Origin of the sequence: Janthinobacterium saanense (genome assembly GCF_014200675.1) — a bacterium.
GTDB lineage: Bacteria > Pseudomonadota > Gammaproteobacteria > Burkholderiales > Burkholderiaceae_D > Janthinobacterium.
Genome location: NZ_JACHCI010000016.1, coordinates 34,998 through 49,376 on the forward strand (window position 1 = coordinate 34,998; position 14,379 = coordinate 49,376).

14 protein-coding genes are annotated in these 14,379 nt (G+C 61.2%); 7 read left to right on the forward strand and 7 right to left on the reverse strand.

Features of this window, described 5'->3' with window-relative positions:
- The first annotated feature begins 16 nt into the window (after positions 1 to 16).
- From HDE72_RS19745 to HDE72_RS19760, 4 genes are all read left to right on the forward strand, one after another.
- Positions 17 to 631: a sigma-70 family RNA polymerase sigma factor gene (locus HDE72_RS19745; protein ID WP_221291329.1), complete on the forward strand. Its 615-nt coding sequence runs from the start codon at positions 17 to 19 to the stop codon at positions 629 to 631.
- A complete protein-coding gene (locus HDE72_RS19750; protein ID WP_183744234.1) occupies positions 624 to 1,259 on the forward strand; it encodes an NrsF family protein in 636 nt (211 codons plus the stop codon). The genes HDE72_RS19745 and HDE72_RS19750 overlap by 8 nt, the downstream gene beginning before the upstream one ends.
- 230 nt (positions 1,260 to 1,489) lie before the next feature.
- Positions 1,490 to 2,251: a hypothetical protein gene (locus HDE72_RS19755; RefSeq protein WP_183744237.1), complete on the forward strand. Its 762-nt coding sequence runs from the start codon at positions 1,490 to 1,492 to the stop codon at positions 2,249 to 2,251.
- A 170-nt stretch (positions 2,252 to 2,421) separates the two neighbouring features.
- Complete coding sequence (locus tag HDE72_RS19760; RefSeq protein WP_183744239.1) at positions 2,422 to 4,410, forward strand: helicase-related protein; 1,989 nt, start codon at positions 2,422 to 2,424, stop codon at positions 4,408 to 4,410.
- A gap of 3 nt (positions 4,411 to 4,413) precedes the next feature.
- Here the strand turns inward: HDE72_RS19760 and HDE72_RS19765 are convergent, their stop codons facing one another.
- Positions 4,414 to 4,887: a T6SS effector amidase Tae4 family protein gene (locus tag HDE72_RS19765; RefSeq protein WP_183744242.1), complete on the reverse strand. Its 474-nt coding sequence runs from the start codon at positions 4,885 to 4,887 to the stop codon at positions 4,414 to 4,416.
- Between the two features lies 1 nt (position 4,888).
- A complete protein-coding gene (locus tag HDE72_RS19770) occupies positions 4,889 to 5,284 on the reverse strand; it encodes a Rap1a/Tai family immunity protein (protein WP_183744245.1) in 396 nt (131 codons plus the stop codon).
- A gap of 196 nt (positions 5,285 to 5,480) precedes the next feature.
- On the opposite strand from HDE72_RS19770, the gene HDE72_RS19775 reads away from it, so the two are divergent.
- Positions 5,481 to 5,933 carry a chorismate pyruvate-lyase family protein gene (locus HDE72_RS19775; protein ID WP_183744259.1) on the forward strand — a complete coding sequence of 151 codons (453 nt, stop codon included), beginning with the start codon at positions 5,481 to 5,483 and terminating at the stop codon, positions 5,931 to 5,933.
- Between the two features lie 14 nt (positions 5,934 to 5,947).
- On the opposite strand, the gene HDE72_RS19780 is transcribed toward HDE72_RS19775, so the two are convergent.
- Genes HDE72_RS19780 through HDE72_RS19800 form a run of 5 tightly spaced genes read right to left on the reverse strand, consistent with a single transcriptional unit; the run spans position 5,948 to position 11,328 of the window.
- On the reverse strand, positions 5,948 to 7,177 hold the full coding sequence (locus HDE72_RS19780) for a PQQ-dependent sugar dehydrogenase (protein WP_183744262.1): 1,230 nt from the start codon (positions 7,175 to 7,177) through the stop codon (positions 5,948 to 5,950).
- Positions 7,178 to 7,184: 7 nt separating this feature from the next.
- Positions 7,185 to 7,979, reverse strand: coding sequence for a TatD family hydrolase (locus HDE72_RS19785; protein ID WP_183744561.1), 795 nt, complete (start codon positions 7,977 to 7,979; stop codon positions 7,185 to 7,187).
- A gap of 18 nt (positions 7,980 to 7,997) precedes the next feature.
- A complete protein-coding gene (gene lolD, locus HDE72_RS19790) occupies positions 7,998 to 8,711 on the reverse strand; it encodes a lipoprotein-releasing ABC transporter ATP-binding protein LolD (RefSeq protein WP_183744563.1) in 714 nt (237 codons plus the stop codon).
- Positions 8,712 to 8,727: 16 nt separating this feature from the next.
- Complete coding sequence (locus tag HDE72_RS19795; protein WP_183744266.1) at positions 8,728 to 9,993, reverse strand: lipoprotein-releasing ABC transporter permease subunit; 1,266 nt, start codon at positions 9,991 to 9,993, stop codon at positions 8,728 to 8,730.
- Between the two features lie 57 nt (positions 9,994 to 10,050).
- Positions 10,051 to 11,328, reverse strand: coding sequence for a lipoprotein-releasing ABC transporter permease subunit (locus tag HDE72_RS19800; protein WP_183744269.1), 1,278 nt, complete (start codon positions 11,326 to 11,328; stop codon positions 10,051 to 10,053).
- Between the two features lie 181 nt (positions 11,329 to 11,509).
- On the opposite strand from HDE72_RS19800, the gene HDE72_RS19805 reads away from it, so the two are divergent.
- Positions 11,510 to 12,541, forward strand: coding sequence for a hypothetical protein (locus tag HDE72_RS19805; protein WP_183744272.1), 1,032 nt, complete (start codon positions 11,510 to 11,512; stop codon positions 12,539 to 12,541).
- On the forward strand, positions 12,538 to 14,238 hold the full coding sequence (recJ, locus tag HDE72_RS19810; RefSeq protein ID WP_183744275.1) for a single-stranded-DNA-specific exonuclease RecJ: 1,701 nt from the start codon (positions 12,538 to 12,540) through the stop codon (positions 14,236 to 14,238). The genes HDE72_RS19805 and recJ overlap by 4 nt, the downstream gene beginning before the upstream one ends.
- The last annotated feature ends 141 nt before the right edge of the window (positions 14,239 to 14,379 follow it).

The window sequence follows — 14,379 nt, forward strand, 5'->3', positions numbered from 1 at the left end:
GAACCGGGAACAAGATTTGACCGATACATCGCTGACTGAACCATCGCCGACTGAAACATCGTCGACTGAAAACGATGCTTCAAGAGCCGCCTGGCCGCAGCTGATGCTGCGCGCCCAGGATGGCGATCAGCTGGCCTATGCGCGTTTGCTCAAGGCCATCGTGCCCGTGATTCGCGCGCTGGTGAGGCGGAAAATCTATCAGGATGACGCCTTTGTGGAAGACGTGGTGCAAGAAGTCTTGCTGGCCGTGCACCGGGTGCGCCACACCTATGATCCGCAGCGGCCATTCTTGCCCTGGCTATCGGCGATCAGCTCCGCGCGCGCCATCGATGCCTTGCGCGCGCGCGGCCGCCGGCAATGCTGGGAGGTGTACGATGAAGAAGCCATGCTGGACCATCCGGACACATCAGTTACAGAAAGCCATGACAGGCTGGCACCCAGGCAGCAAGTGGATCAGCTATTGAGCCATCTTCCCGAGCGCCAGCGGCAGATGGTGGAACTGGTCCATTTATCCGACATGAGCCTGGCTGAAGCCGCGGCCAGCAGCAGCATGTCGTTATCGGCGGTGAAGTCCGTGCTACACCGCGCTTTCATCACGCTACGCCGCCACAAAGATACGCACCATGACTAAACACGACGCCTTGATAGCACAGCTTTGTTCCGAAGTCCAGCCTGTAAAAAGAGCCGCTCCACCGTGGCTGCGGGCGGCATTCTGGATGCTGGCGGCCCTGCCCTGCGGTTTTCTGGCGTCGCTGGCCATGCATCGCTACGGGTCGGACTGGTCCAATCCTGGTGCGCTGTGGGCGGGGTTGGCGATTTTCGTCTCGCTCTGCCTGGGGCTACTTGCCATCGCGACCGCCTTTACTATCAGCATCGCCGGACGCCGCCTGACACAGTGGCACCGGCGGTCGCTCACTGCACTGTCTGTTGCATGGCTGATGGTAAATCTGATCGATGTCACATTTTCCAGCGAGCCGTGGGGCGAGTTCGGCGATGGGATCTATTGCTACAGCTTCATGATGCTGACGGGACTGCCGATGATGCTGCTCATCGTGGCTGCGCTGCGGCGCACCCGCTCGCTGCATCCGGGAAGCAGCCTTGCCATCGCGGGCCTGGGTATTGCCGCAATGACACAAATCCTGCTGGGGTTCTGCCACCCCGTGGCCGGTGATCTGATGGACTTGATCATGCACCTGGCGGCGGCGGCCACCTTGGTGGCGGTTTGCGTGGTCGCAGGGCGGCGCTGGATTGCCATCTGAGCGGGGCGATACAGACTTGATCGGCCATGCCGGTCCGACTCCACCATCACAATGTTGCTCTGGCCGCTGAATAGGGGCCGCTGACCGTCATGCATTTAAATTAAAAGTGACTTGTTTGAGGTAAATCAAAACTCGGTGATCCAGTCGCCTGATCGTTCGTGATTTCATTGCATATAAGAATCTTCCGCGTACGATGCGGAAGGCCTATCGTTACTATTCAAAGGAAAATCATGTACGAAAGCCACTACACGCATCACTTTTTCCGTCTGTGGGGCGCCAGGGAAGGTACCCTTGGTTTGACACCCGAGACCGTCTTGCTTGGAAATAGCCAAAATGATTTCGATGCCAAATTCGGTGATCTCGCAGGAAAAGCGGGACTACGTTACTTTCTGGTGGAATTCAAGTCCGACCGTGCCGGCATCGCGCAAGAAGTTGGCAGCCAGGGCAAACCACACCGGCGCGCGCTCTACGAGCATTTGCGCAAGGACAGCGATTGCCAGCAACTGGCCAGCGTAGGCCATTTTGCCGGATACCCTGAAAATGGATTGCTGGCATTTGAACCTTACGGCCATGCCATTGCTTCTCGTCAAACACGTCCGGATATCGTCAATAACGTTCTTCTCAAGAATGATCCCTGGCATGCACTCGACTATGCGCGCGAGCCCATCCCGTTCGGCACATTCTATGATTTACTCAATACCACCGACGACACGCTGAGCACATTGGTCCCTGGTTTCTACAGCGAGGGTATCGGCCTGCCGTTGGCAAAATTTGAAGAGTATATCCATTGCATGTACCAGCACCTGGAACAGGTTAAGGATGACGACGGCAATATCCTGTTGGGCATTACAGATCCCAAAAACCATACTTTCATTTACTTTAAAGATACTGTTCCTGAATTAATCGCCAGACTGCATGCGGCATTCAATACCTTGAGGAAAACCATCCCTCCACGCCCAACACCACCCGCCAATCCGGCACAGAAGCCTTGATTTTCTGAACTTTCCTCTTTTCAATAATTCTGCCTCCCTTCCTTGCTGCCTGGCCACGGAATGCCCCGGCCAGGCAGCAAGAAATTAATATTTCAACAATTCCATAGAGGACAAAATTATTGTCCCGCACGGTATAATCGGCCTCGCTTACTTCAACACCCAGGCACGACATGACTTCCTCCGCAGCACCTCTGAACACCCCCGCCGATATCACCGACAGCACTGAAGACCATCACGACGCCACCCTGGTCGCGGAACTGGGGGAACTGGCCGAGCATGTGCGGCTGGTGAAGATGGAGGGACGCGTGTTCGTGCGCTTTTCGGGCGTCGTCAAGGCCGGTGGCTTGCGCGTGCCGTATGCGCTGGTGCCCAGCCAGGGCGTGCTGGCGCGGCCGGCCAAGTGGCGCAAGATGGACCGCGAAGCCAAGCTGGCACTGGTGCGCGAACGCGCCAGCGCGGCCGTGTTTGAGGAACTGCGCCAGCATGTGATGGACTTCGTGGCCGATATCGCGGGCCAGTGCGAGGATGTCGATACCGACCCGATGGTGTTTTTGCATACCCTGGGCGACATGCAGACGTCCGAGCCGGCCGGCATGGTGTTCGACCGCATCCGCCAGCGTTTTACACACGCCATCGAGCGCCAGCAGGAAGAGCAGCATGCGGCGCGCACGCGCCAGAGCATCAACCTGGCCGAATACCCGGCGTCGTTCGAGATGGCGCGCCGCCTGCCGCGCCGCTTTATCGCCCTGCTGGGCCCGACAAATTCGGGCAAGACGCACCGCGCGATGGAAGCGCTGGTCAAAGCCAAGAGCGGCGTCTACCTGGCCCCCTTGCGCCTGCTGGCCCTGGAAAATTATGAGCGCATGCAGGAAGCGGCGCCGCATGGCAAGCCGCTGGCCGTCAACCTGATCACGGGTGAAGAGCGGCGCATGGAAGACGGCGCCACCCACGTGGCCAGCACGGTGGAAATGCTGGACACAAAAACCGTGGTCGAGGTGGCCGTGATCGATGAAATCCAGATGCTGGCCGACCCGGACCGGGGCGCCGCATGGACGGCCGCCGTCTGCGGTGCGCCGGCCCACACCGTCTATCTGGTCGGGGCGCCGGAAGCGCGGCGCGCCATCGAAGCGCTGGCCGAGCGCCTGGACTGCCCGCTGGAAGTACACGTACTAAAACGCATGGGGCCTTTGTCGATGGAGCAAACAGCCGTGCGCAAGGTGCGCAATCTGCGCCGCGGCGACGCCGTGATCGCCTTTTCGCGCCGCGAAGTGCTGATGTGGCGCGACATGATCACGGAAACGGGGCTGTCGGTCGCCACCGTCTATGGCAATCTGTCGCCGGAAGTGCGGCGCGCCCAGGCCCAGCGCTTCCGCGACGGCACGGCCGATATCGTGGTCGGCACCGATGCGCTGGCAATGGGCTTGAACATGCCGATCGCGCGCATCGTGATGACCACCAGCGTCAAATACAATGGCCGCGAAGAAGAAGAGATTTCAGCCGCGCTGGCGCGCCAGATCGCTGGCCGCGCGGGCCGCTATGGCGTGCATGAAGAGGGCCTGGTGGCCGGCTACGACAATGAAACGCATGAAGTGATGCGCGCGCTGCTGAAGGAAAAGCTGCATCCCCTGAACACCAGCGGCTTTGCGGTGGCGCCTTCGCTCGAGCATTTGCACCGGATTTCCTCGGTGACGGGCGAACTGTCGCTGGTCAAGCTGCTGCGCCGCTTCATCCACAATATCGACGTGCCGGACGGCTTCTTCTTCCCCCGCATCACGGAAGACCAGAAAGAGCGCGCCATCTGGCTCGACTCCCTGCCGCTGTCCGTGGCCGACAAATTCACCCTGTCGCTGGTGCCGATATCGAGCAAGGTGCCGTCATTGCAAACGGCGTGGGAACACTGGGCGAAAAATCTGTCGCTCGGTAAAACGTCTACCCTGCGCCAGCACGCGTATGGCGGCGGCACGCAAAACCTGCAGCAGGTGGAAGACACTTGCCGCTACTACTCGGCCTATGCGTGGCTCAGTTATCGTCTGCCCGAATTCTTCCCCGATATCGAGGTGGCGCAAAACCTGTCGCGCGATGCGTCCGAACGGGTGGACTCCATCCTGCGCGCGCACAATGCGGCGTCGCGTGGACGGTCGTCGAAGAAATTCAAGTAAGCACTAGCGCAGTTCCCAGAACCACACCTCGGCAGACGTCCAGTAGCATGCGGAACCACATACGGTGACGCCGACCGATGGCAGCACGATGTCGATATGGCCACCCGCGCCGCCCAGGTAGCCGGGAATGCGCCAGAACGCGGCTACACCCTTGCGGCTGCCAACGCCCGCGACGGCAGCTTCCCGGGTGTAGCGTTCGGGCTTGCCGAACAGCGCAGGACTGGCCAGCATATGCGCCAGCCTGGCCTGTCCCGGTTCGATCAGTTTCCCCTTGAACGGCCCCTTGCGTATCGCCATGCGGCCCCGAAGTTTGACGCCGGACTTGATCAAGGCCAGGCTGATGCGGATGGCGCAAGTGTTATTGAAATTATCCTTATCGATCAAATCTTCCCAGCCGATCTCGCCAAACAAGACTGCCTGATCGACGGCGTCCACGCTGGCATAATTTTCACGCAGCTTGATAAATGCAGGTTTCATATCAGTCTCCCGTTTTTGACGGACTAGAAGAGGAACAGGGAAAACGCCGCGCCAGGATGGCCACGATCAGCGCCGCAGCATCGCCCTGCCGCGCGCGGGCCGGCAACTGTTTCAGTTCCATGATGATACGGGCGTCGATTTCCACCGTTTTCATGCGCCCCGTATCGCACCACTGCCGGCCTTGCACGGCATCGGCTACGCCGGCCAGATAGCCCCTGGCGTACTGTTGATGAAACAAGGCGCCAGGGTTACGCGCCTCGCCATCGTCTGAAGCGTCGCCGTAATAAACGATCAGCTGCTCGGCACTCAGGCGCGGCGCGGCAGGGTAAGCAGCCATGGCTACAGGCGCAAAGCTAGCACCCACGAACAGTGTAATCAGGGGCGATAAGGAAAACATGGGCAACCTTGCTCATCGAGTGGGATCAGGCCGATTGTAGGCAGCTGCGGCACTCTGGCACTGCGCGAGGTCAAGCAAAAGACTGCCTGAGTGCCCATCCTGCATCCCATGCATATCGATGCTGCATAAGCGCCGCTTCCCATTTCGGTCGCCAGCGGCGAGTATGGCGGCTGACGTTTATTTCACGAGAATCCAGATGCCCGCAAGTACAGCAACACCGCACCGCCCGTCTTTCCTTAACCCTCACCTTCCACTGCGCGATAACCAGCAAATCTGGCCACGGCTGGCCCCCATCTCGCGGGCGCTGCTCAGCACCGACGGTAGTTTTACCTTGATGCTGCAATCGCTATCGAGCGAAGATATCAAGCCGTCCGTGCTGCGCCACCAGCAAGTACGCTCTGCTGGCGCCGGGCTCGATGGCTGTTTCGAGGAAGGGGAATTGCTGCTGCAGCGCGCCGTGCTGCTCAAGACGGCGCGATCGGGACGCAATCTGGTGTACGCCGATTCCAGCATTGCCGTGCAACGCCTACCGGCCGGCATGCAGCAAGCCTTGCTGTACCGGCGCTACCGCATCGATGCGGGAGGCCAGCCCTTGATGCATATCTGCGAGTATTTTTGCGCCAGCCTGTTTGCGCCAGACGAACGCTAATCCGTTGGAGTTTTTTAAGGCTTGGCCGCCTCGTAATGCAGCTTGAGCACCAGGCCATTATGGTCATCGGCCATATAGATATCGCCATCCTGACCCAGTTGCACGTCCACCGGCGCGCCACGCCCCTGCTTGCCCTTGCGCTCCCAGTTGCTGATCAGCTCAACGGATTTTCCCAGCGGCGCACCGGCCTTGTCGGGCAACAGCGCTACCAGGCGATGGCCATGGGCACGGTAGCCGTGGTAGCCGATGATCAGGCTATTTTTATACTGATCCGGGAAGCGCGTGGCCGTGTAAAAGAGCATGCCCAGCGGTGCAGCGTGGGCGGGCAACAGGCGCAGCGGGGCCGTGTATTTGGCGGCGCAATTGGTCTTCGGGTATTCGGGGCTAGGCTGGTTGTCGTCGTAGCAGTAAGGCCAGCCATAATGCTGGTCGGCCTTGACGATATTGAGTTCCTCGTGCGGCAGGTTTTCATCGTTTTTCAGCTGCGGCATGGCGGCCTGGATGGCGTCGCGGCCGTTTTCCGCCTGCCACAATTGGCCGGTGGCGGGATGAAAGGCCAGCGCCATCGAGTTGCGCAAGCCATGCGCATAGGTGCGCCAGCTGGTCACCGTGCCAGCCGGCCAGGCCATCTTGTATTCGCGGATGGCGCCCAGCGCTTGCGACCCTTCGGCCGCCGCGCAAGGTCTGGACGCATCGGGCGCCTTGCCATCCGCGCCTTCGCAATGATCGGTGCTGGCGCCCACGTTCACATACAGGTCGCCCTGCGGGCTGAAACGCATGGTCGTCAAGGGATGCAGTCCCAGGCCGGGCAAGCCGGGCACCTTGGCGCTGCCGCCGATCACGTCGGTGACAGTCACTTTCGGGTCGCGCGGGTCAAAGCGGAAAATACGCTTGACCACGCCCACATAGATCATGCCGTCCGGGCCTTGCACGATGCCGTTGGGCCGGTCCAATTTATCGAGCAGCAGCTTGCGTTCATAACCGGGGCCACCCGGCTTGCGCTTGAGCAGCCAGAGCTTGCCCTGGCCTTCAGACCAGCCGACCATGTCGGTGACCATCAAGTCGCCATTCGTCAGCGGCAGCACGCCACGCGGAAACTTCAAGCCATCGGCCAGCACGGCCACGCAAAAGCCGGGCTGCGTGGTCACGTCCAGGCGCGGCAAGCCATCGCACAATGGCGCCGGAGCGGCCATGGCGGGTGTCGCGGTAAAAATCAGTGCGGAGGCGAGTAGAGGTTTCAGCATATTGCTACTATATCAAAGGAAGGCGCGGCATGACCGCACGCGCGTTGGCCGTAGTTTGTGCGGCCACCTGGGCCAGGTCCAAACCGCGCAACTCGGCCAGCACGGCGCCGATGCGGGGCAGTTCTTCCGGGCTGTTGCGGCCGGGGTGCAGCCAGCTGGGCGAGATATCGGGCGCATCGGTTTCCAGCACGATCGCTTCCAGCGGCAGCTCGGTGGCCAGGCGGCGTATCTGCAGCGCGCGCGTAAACGTCATCGCGCCGCCAAAACCCAGCTTGAAGCCCAGGTCGATATAGCCCTGCGCCTGCTGGAAGCTGCCATTGAAGGCATGCGCGATGCCGCCATTCGGGCGTATCTGGCGCGCGTGTTTCAGCACCATGTCTTGCGAGCGGCGCACATGGGTCAGCACGGGAAGATCGAAATCGCGGGCGATTTTCAGCTGCTCGCGCAGGAAGTGTTCCTGTTTCGTGCGCATGGCCGGCTCGCACAGCATGGGAATGAAAAAATCCAGGCCAATCTCGCCGATGGCGACAAAGCGCGGATCCATCATCGATGCCTCGACCAAGGCACGCAGCACCAGCAAATCATCGTCGGTGGCGTGCGGCACGTAGATCGGATGAATGCCCAGCGCATAGCAGCCATTGGGCGCAGCATGGGCCAGGTCGCGCACGATGGCGAAATTGGCCCGTTCGACGGCCGGGATCACGATCATGCCCACACCCAGATCGCCCGCGCGCTGCGCCACCGGCAACGATGCATGGCCGAATTCGTGGGCGTCCAGGTGGCAATGCGTATCGATCCACAGCATGGTCATACCTCAGTCTCAGTATTGGTACGGCTGCAGCCCTTCATCAGTCAGGCGCAGCACGCGGTCGCAACGCCTGGCCAGCTCGATATCGTGGGTGACGATGACGAAAGCCGTGCCCAGGTTGCGCGACAGTTCCAGCATCAGATCGAAAATCTGTTCCGCCGTGGCGTGATCGAGGTTGCCGGTCGGTTCATCGGCCAGCACGCAGGCAGGCTGCGTGACCAGGGCGCGGGCCAGGGCCACGCGCTGGCGTTCGCCGCCCGACAATTCGCCCGGCGTATGGGTCACGCGCTTGGCCAGGTTAACACGGGCCAGAATCTGCTGCGCCAGCTCGGTGGCAGGCGCGCGCTTCATGCGCCGTATCATCAAGGGCATGGCGACGTTGTCCAGCGCCGAGAATTCAGGCAGCAGATGGTGGAACTGGTAGACGAAGCCCAGCGAAGCATTGCGCAAGTCGCCGCGCGCCTTTTCACTGAGGCTGGCGAAGTCCTTGCCCAGCAAGCTTACCTTGCCGGTGGTCGGCGTATCGAGACCGCCCAGCAAATGCAGCAGGGTCGATTTACCGGAGCCGGAGGCGCCGACGATGGCGACCCTTTCGCCGCGATGCACGTCGATGTCGATACCGGCCAGCACTTGCACCTTGTAGCTGCCTTGCGTAAAAGTCTTGCCCAGGCCACGGCAGGACAGGACGGGGGCGCCGTTGTCGGCAGATTTATTCAGATCGGTCATGGTATTGGTCAGTGGATTACTCATAGCGCAGGGCTTCCGCAGGTTTGACGCGGGCCGCCCACCAGCTTGGATACAGGGTCGCCAGAAAGGCGAGGATCACGGCCAGCACGCCGATCTTGCTGACATCGGGCCAGCGCAGGTCGGATGGCACGGTGCTGATGAAATAAATATCCTTGGACAAGAACTGTATGCCCAGTACGTGTTCGATAAACGGCACGATCACGTCGATATTGAGCGCAATCAGCACGCCGCCGGCCACGCCGAGGATGGTGCCCAGGATGCCTACCAGCGCGCCCTGGATCACGAAAATCTTCATGATGGAGCCGGGCGACGCGCCCAGGGTGCGCAAGATCGCGATATCGGCCTGCTTGTCCGTCACCGTCATCACCAGGGTCGAGACCAGGTTAAAGGCGGCTACGGCGATGATCAGGGTCAGGATGATGAACATCATGCGCTTTTCCGTCTGCACGGCAGAAAACCAGTTGGCGTTCAGCTTGGACCAGTCGCGCAGCCACAGGTCGCCCGGCATGCTCTTTTTCAGCTCGGCCGCTACTTGCGGCGCGCGGTTCATGTCAGCCAGGCGCAAACGCAGGCCCGATGGCGCATCGATGCGCAGCAGCCGTTCGCCATCCTTGATATTGATGAAGGCCAGGCCCGCATCGAATTCATTGTGGCCAGCCTGGAAGATGCCGCTGACGGTAAAGGTGCGCATGCGCGGCAGCACGCCGGCCGGGGTAACCTGGCCCTGGGCCAGCATCAGCGTGACTTTTTCGCCGAGGTTCACGCGCAGCGCGCGCGCCAGCTCGATGCCCAGCACGATATTGTAGGTGCCCGGCTGCAGCGCATTGAAACTGCCGATACGCGTCTGGCCCGCCACGTCCGATACATTCGGCTCTTCTTCCGGCAAGATGCCGCGCACGATGGCAGGGCGCAGCGCATCGTCGCGCAGCAGCATGCCCTGGGTTTCAACAAACGGTGCGGCGCCCTTCACTTCGGGATTCTTGAACGCCTGCGCCGCTTCGGCGCGCCAGTCCGGCATGCTGCCGCTGTTATCGAACACTTCCACGTGGGCCAGCACGGACAGCATGCGGTCCGTGACTTCCTTCTGGAAGCCGTTCATGACAGACAAGACGACGATCAGCGCCGCCACGCCCAAGCCGATGCCGGCCATGGAAATGAGCGAGATGAAGGAAATAAAACTGTTGCGGCCACTGCGCTTGCCGGCCCGCGTGTAGCGCAGGCCGACCAGCCATTCAAAAGGCAGATTCTTTAAAATACTCATTGTTCCGGCGATTGTTATTGATACTTTGTTAGTTCTTAAATGGAGTCGGCAAACACATTATTCATAGCGCAGCGCTTCAGCCGGTTTCACCCTGGCCGCACGCCAGCTCGGGTAAATCGTCGCCACCAGCGCCAGGCCGAAAGCGATCAGGCCGATCTGCGTCACATCCATCCAGTGCAGGTCCGAAGGCACGGTGCTGATCTGGTATATCTCTTTCGAGATGAAGTGCAGGCCGAACAGCCCTTCGATAAAGGGCACGATCACGCCCACGTTCAGCGCCAGCAGCACGCCGCCGAACACGCCCAGCGCGCTCCCCAGCAAGCCCACCAAGGCTCCCTGGATCATGAAGATCTTCATGATGGAAAATGGCGAGGCGCCCAGGGTGCGCAGAATGGCGATATCGGCCTGCTTGTCGGTCACCGACATCACCAGGGTGGACACCAGATTAAACGCCGCCACGGCGATGATCATGCTGAGGATAATGAACATCATGTTCTTCTGGCTTTGCACCAGCGCATACCAGCTGGCAGCGGCGCGCGACCAGTCGCGCATCCACAGCTCGCCCGGCATCGATGCCTTCAATTCACGCGCCACCCGCGGCGCCTGGTTCATGTCGTGCAGGCGCAGACGCAGGCCGGACGGGCCATTCAATTGCAGCAGCTGCTCGGCGTCCTGCATGTTCACAAACGCCAGGCTGCCATCGAGTTCATTGTGGCCTGCCTCGAAGATACCGGACACTTTCAGCGCGCGCATGCGCGGCATGACCAAGCTATTCGGTGCGTCACCGGCCTTCGGCTCGCGTTCCAGCATCAAGGTGACGTTCTGCCCTACCTGCACGCCGAGCGCCTTGGCCAGGTCGATGCCCAGCACCACATTGTAGGAGCCAGGGGTCAAGTCCTTGAAATCGCCCTGCTTCATCTGGCTGGCCACGCTCGATACGGTGGCTTCCTGCTGCGGCAGCACGCCGCGCACCACGGACGGGCGCATGGTTTCATCATTGAGCAGCATACCCTGCGTTTCCACAAACGGCGCGGCAGCCTGGACTTGCGGATTGGCGTAGGCGGCGCGTTCCTGCGCCTGCCAGTTCGGCATGGAGCCGCTGGTGTCGAACACTTCGACGTGGGCCAGCACCGACATCAAACGGTCGGTGACTTCCTTCTGGAAGCCGTTCATGACGGACAAGACGACGATCAGGGCGGCCACGCCCAGGCCGATGCCGGCCACGGAGATGAGGGAGATGAAGGAAATGAAGCTATTGCGGCCGCTGCGTTTCCCGGCGCGCGTATAGCGCACGCCGATCTGCCACTCGTAAGGAAATTTTCTGATGATGCTCATGCGCTCCCGCGACAACGATGATATGCGAGCGCGCAGTTTGCCACACAATGGCCGAGTCATGCGGCCGATTTGCAAGGCTGGACGTGCAAAAAATAATTAAAAACACAATATTCCACATGCCAGCCACCTGAAAATGCGCCGCCGCTACGCCATGCCCGCCACAATCGCCTACAATCTCGGGATGAATCAATTGACACTCGTTTTACCCTACGCCCTGCCCCACCCCGAGCTGGCCGCCGACCTGATCAAGGCCCTGCAAGCGCCTGCCCTGGCAGCCCTGCTCTCGCGCACCGCCATCAGCACCTTGCATGAAGTCGATTACGCGGCGAGGGTGCTGCCGCATGAAGCCTGGCTGGCGCAAGCGCTGGCACTGGAACAAGAGCCGGCCTTCGCGGCCCACGCCATGCGCGGCTACGGCTTGCAGCCCGAAGCGGGCGCCCGTTACTTTATCGTGCACCCCGTGCATATCCAGGTTGACCGCAACCACGTGAGCCTGGGCGATATGCGCCAGCTCGCTCTCGGCGAGGCCGACAGCCGCGCCCTGTTCGAAGCGGCCCGCCCGTATTGCGAGGAAATCGGCCAGCCGCTGTACTACGGCGACGCACAGACCTGGTTCATGCGCGCCGATGGCTGGAGCGATTTGCAAGCAGCCTCGCCCGATGCCGCTGCCACGCAGGATTTGTCTACCTGGATGCCGGAAGGCGAACATGCGCGCGCCTTGCGCCGATTGCAAAACGAAATACAAATGCTGTGGCATGAAAACAGTGTCAACGAAGCGCGCGAGAGCCGTGGCTTGAAAACCATCAATTCCTTCTGGCTCTGGGGCGCCAGCCAGGCAGCAAACCAGCAAGCCGATGGTATTACCAGGCTGCATACGATGGACGCGCCGGGCTGGCTGGCGGCGCTGGCGGAACCTGCACAGCGCAATACCAGTCTACACAGTGTACTGGCAGGTAAAGACGATGCCTTGCTGGTGCATGGCGGGCTGATCGGCCCTAGCCTGGCGCAGGACTGGGGCAGCTGGCTGCAAGAGATGCGGGCGCTGGAACAGCACTGGTTCGCGCCGCTGCTGGCCGCCCTGCAAAATGGCAGTCTGGGCAAGCTGCGCCTGGTGATGAGCCACCGCGACGGCTGGCTGGACTGTACGACCAGCAAGAATGCCCAGCGTAAATTCTGGCGCAAGCACACCCTGAACAAGTTGAAAGCATCATGACACGCACCCGCATCGCCACCCGCCCCTGTCCTTACCGCGAATCCGAAATGCTGCGCCAGGGCGGCATCCACCCCGTGCTGGCCCGCTTGTACGCCGCGCGCGGTTTGTCCGACGCGAAAGAGCTGTCGAGCGAACTGGCGGCCCTGATGCCGCCGTCCGGCTTGCTGCATATCGACGCGGCCGGTGTCTTCCTGGCCGACGCCATTGCGGCAAAGAAACGCATGGTGATCGTGGCCGACTATGATTGCGACGGCGCCACCGCCTGTGCCGTGGCCCTGCGCGGCTTGCGCGCCATGGGCGCCGATGTCGATTTCATCGTGCCCAACCGTTTTGAATACGGTTATGGCTTGACGCCGGAAATCGTTGAGCTCACCGCCCGCGAAAAGTCGCCCGACATCATCATCACCGTCGACAATGGCATCGCCAGCATCGACGGCGTGGCCGAAGCGAACCGGCGCGGCATCCAGGTCGTCGTTACCGACCACCATTTACCGGCCGACACCCTGCCCGACGCAGCCGTCATCGTCAACCCGAACCAGCCCGCCTGCGGTTTCCCGAGCAAACACCTGGCAGGCGTGGGCGTGGTGTTCTATGTGCTGCTGGCCTTGCGCGCCGAAATGCGCCGGCGCGGTATATTTGATGCTCAAACGCAACCCAAGCTGGACAACTTGCTGGACCTGGTTGCGCTGGGCACGGTGGCAGACGTGGTGCGCCTCGATACGAATAACCGCATCCTGGTCGCCCAAGGCTTGAAACGCATGCGCAAGGGCAATATGCATGCGGGCGTGGCCGCCCTGTTCCGCGTGGCGGGCCGCGAAGCGCGCAGCGCCACGCCCTTCGACCTGGGCTTTGCCCTGGGTCCGCGCCTGAATGCGGCAGGACGCCTGCAAGACATGTCGCTCGGCATCGAATGCCTGATCACGGACGACGAAGGCCGCGCATGGGCGCTGGCCCAGCAGTTGAACGACATCAACTTGCAACGCCGCGAAATCGAAGCGGAAATGCAGGATACCGCCCTGCTGCACCTGGATAGTTTCGAGCCGGCCAACAGCAGCACCATCAGCGTCTTCGACGCCTCCTGGCACCAGGGCGTGATCGGCATCGTTGCCTCGCGCCTGAAAGAAAAATTCTACCGCCCTACCATCACCTTTGCGCCGGGCGCCGACGGCTGGATCAAGGGCTCGGGCCGCTCGATTCCCGGTTTTCACATGCGCGACGCGCTCGACCTCGTCTCCAAGCGCGCGCCCAGCCTGATCGACAAGTTCGGCGGCCACGCCATGGCGGCCGGCCTGACCATCCGCGCTGATGCTTTTGATGCCTTCTCGCAAGCCTTCGAAGCGGTCGGCCAGGCCTGGCTCAGCCAGCAACAGCTTGAACGGGTAGTGGAAACGGACGGCCCGCTGGAAGACGCCTATTACACGACGGCCTTTATCGAACTGATGGATGGACAAGTGTGGGGCCAGGGCTTCGCGCCACCCGTGTTTTGCGATGAATTCCGCGTCGTCAGCCAGCGCATCTTGAAAGAGCGTCATTTGAAGCTGCTGCTGGAAAAGAACGGCGTGCGCTTCGACGCCATCTGGTTCGGCCACACGGACGCCCTGGGCGAACGCACGCGCGTGGCGTTCCGGCTCGATGCGAATGAATACAATGGCACGACAAAAGTACAATTGATGGTGGAGCACGCAGAGCCTATTTGAAGGCACCTGACAAAACCTGCTGCGCGGCGCGCTTTGACAACCATCCCAAGGGCGAAGTGCTGGGGTCGGACCCTCAGGGTCCGACCCCGGTTTGCGTTTGGGGTGGACACCAACTTGCTACAGTTAAACCCTCTCCCGGCA

Bases quoted from the DNA above. Each gene is read 5' to 3' on its own strand.
- HDE72_RS19750 (WP_183744234.1), top strand. From the start codon at position 624: ATGACTAAACACGACGCCTTGATAGCACAGCTTTGTTCCGAAGTCCAG.
- HDE72_RS19755 (WP_183744237.1), top strand. From the start codon at position 1,490: ATGTACGAAAGCCACTACACGCATCACTTTTTCCGTCTGTGGGGCGCC.
- HDE72_RS19760 (WP_183744239.1), top strand. From the start codon at position 2,422: ATGACTTCCTCCGCAGCACCTCTGAACACCCCCGCCGATATCACCGAC.
- HDE72_RS19765 (WP_183744242.1), bottom strand. From the start codon at position 4,887: ATGAAACCTGCATTTATCAAGCTGCGTGAAAATTATGCCAGCGTGGAC.
- HDE72_RS19770 (WP_183744245.1), bottom strand. From the start codon at position 5,284: ATGTTTTCCTTATCGCCCCTGATTACACTGTTCGTGGGTGCTAGCTTT.
- HDE72_RS19775 (WP_183744259.1), top strand. From the start codon at position 5,481: ATGCCCGCAAGTACAGCAACACCGCACCGCCCGTCTTTCCTTAACCCT.
- HDE72_RS19780 (WP_183744262.1), bottom strand. From the start codon at position 7,177: ATGCTGAAACCTCTACTCGCCTCCGCACTGATTTTTACCGCGACACCC.
- lolD (WP_183744563.1), bottom strand. From the start codon at position 8,711: ATGACCGATCTGAATAAATCTGCCGACAACGGCGCCCCCGTCCTGTCC.
- HDE72_RS19795 (WP_183744266.1), bottom strand. From the start codon at position 9,993: ATGAGTATTTTAAAGAATCTGCCTTTTGAATGGCTGGTCGGCCTGCGC.
- HDE72_RS19800 (WP_183744269.1), bottom strand. From the start codon at position 11,328: ATGAGCATCATCAGAAAATTTCCTTACGAGTGGCAGATCGGCGTGCGC.
- HDE72_RS19805 (WP_183744272.1), top strand. From the start codon at position 11,510: ATGAATCAATTGACACTCGTTTTACCCTACGCCCTGCCCCACCCCGAG.
- recJ (WP_183744275.1), top strand. From the start codon at position 12,538: ATGACACGCACCCGCATCGCCACCCGCCCCTGTCCTTACCGCGAATCC.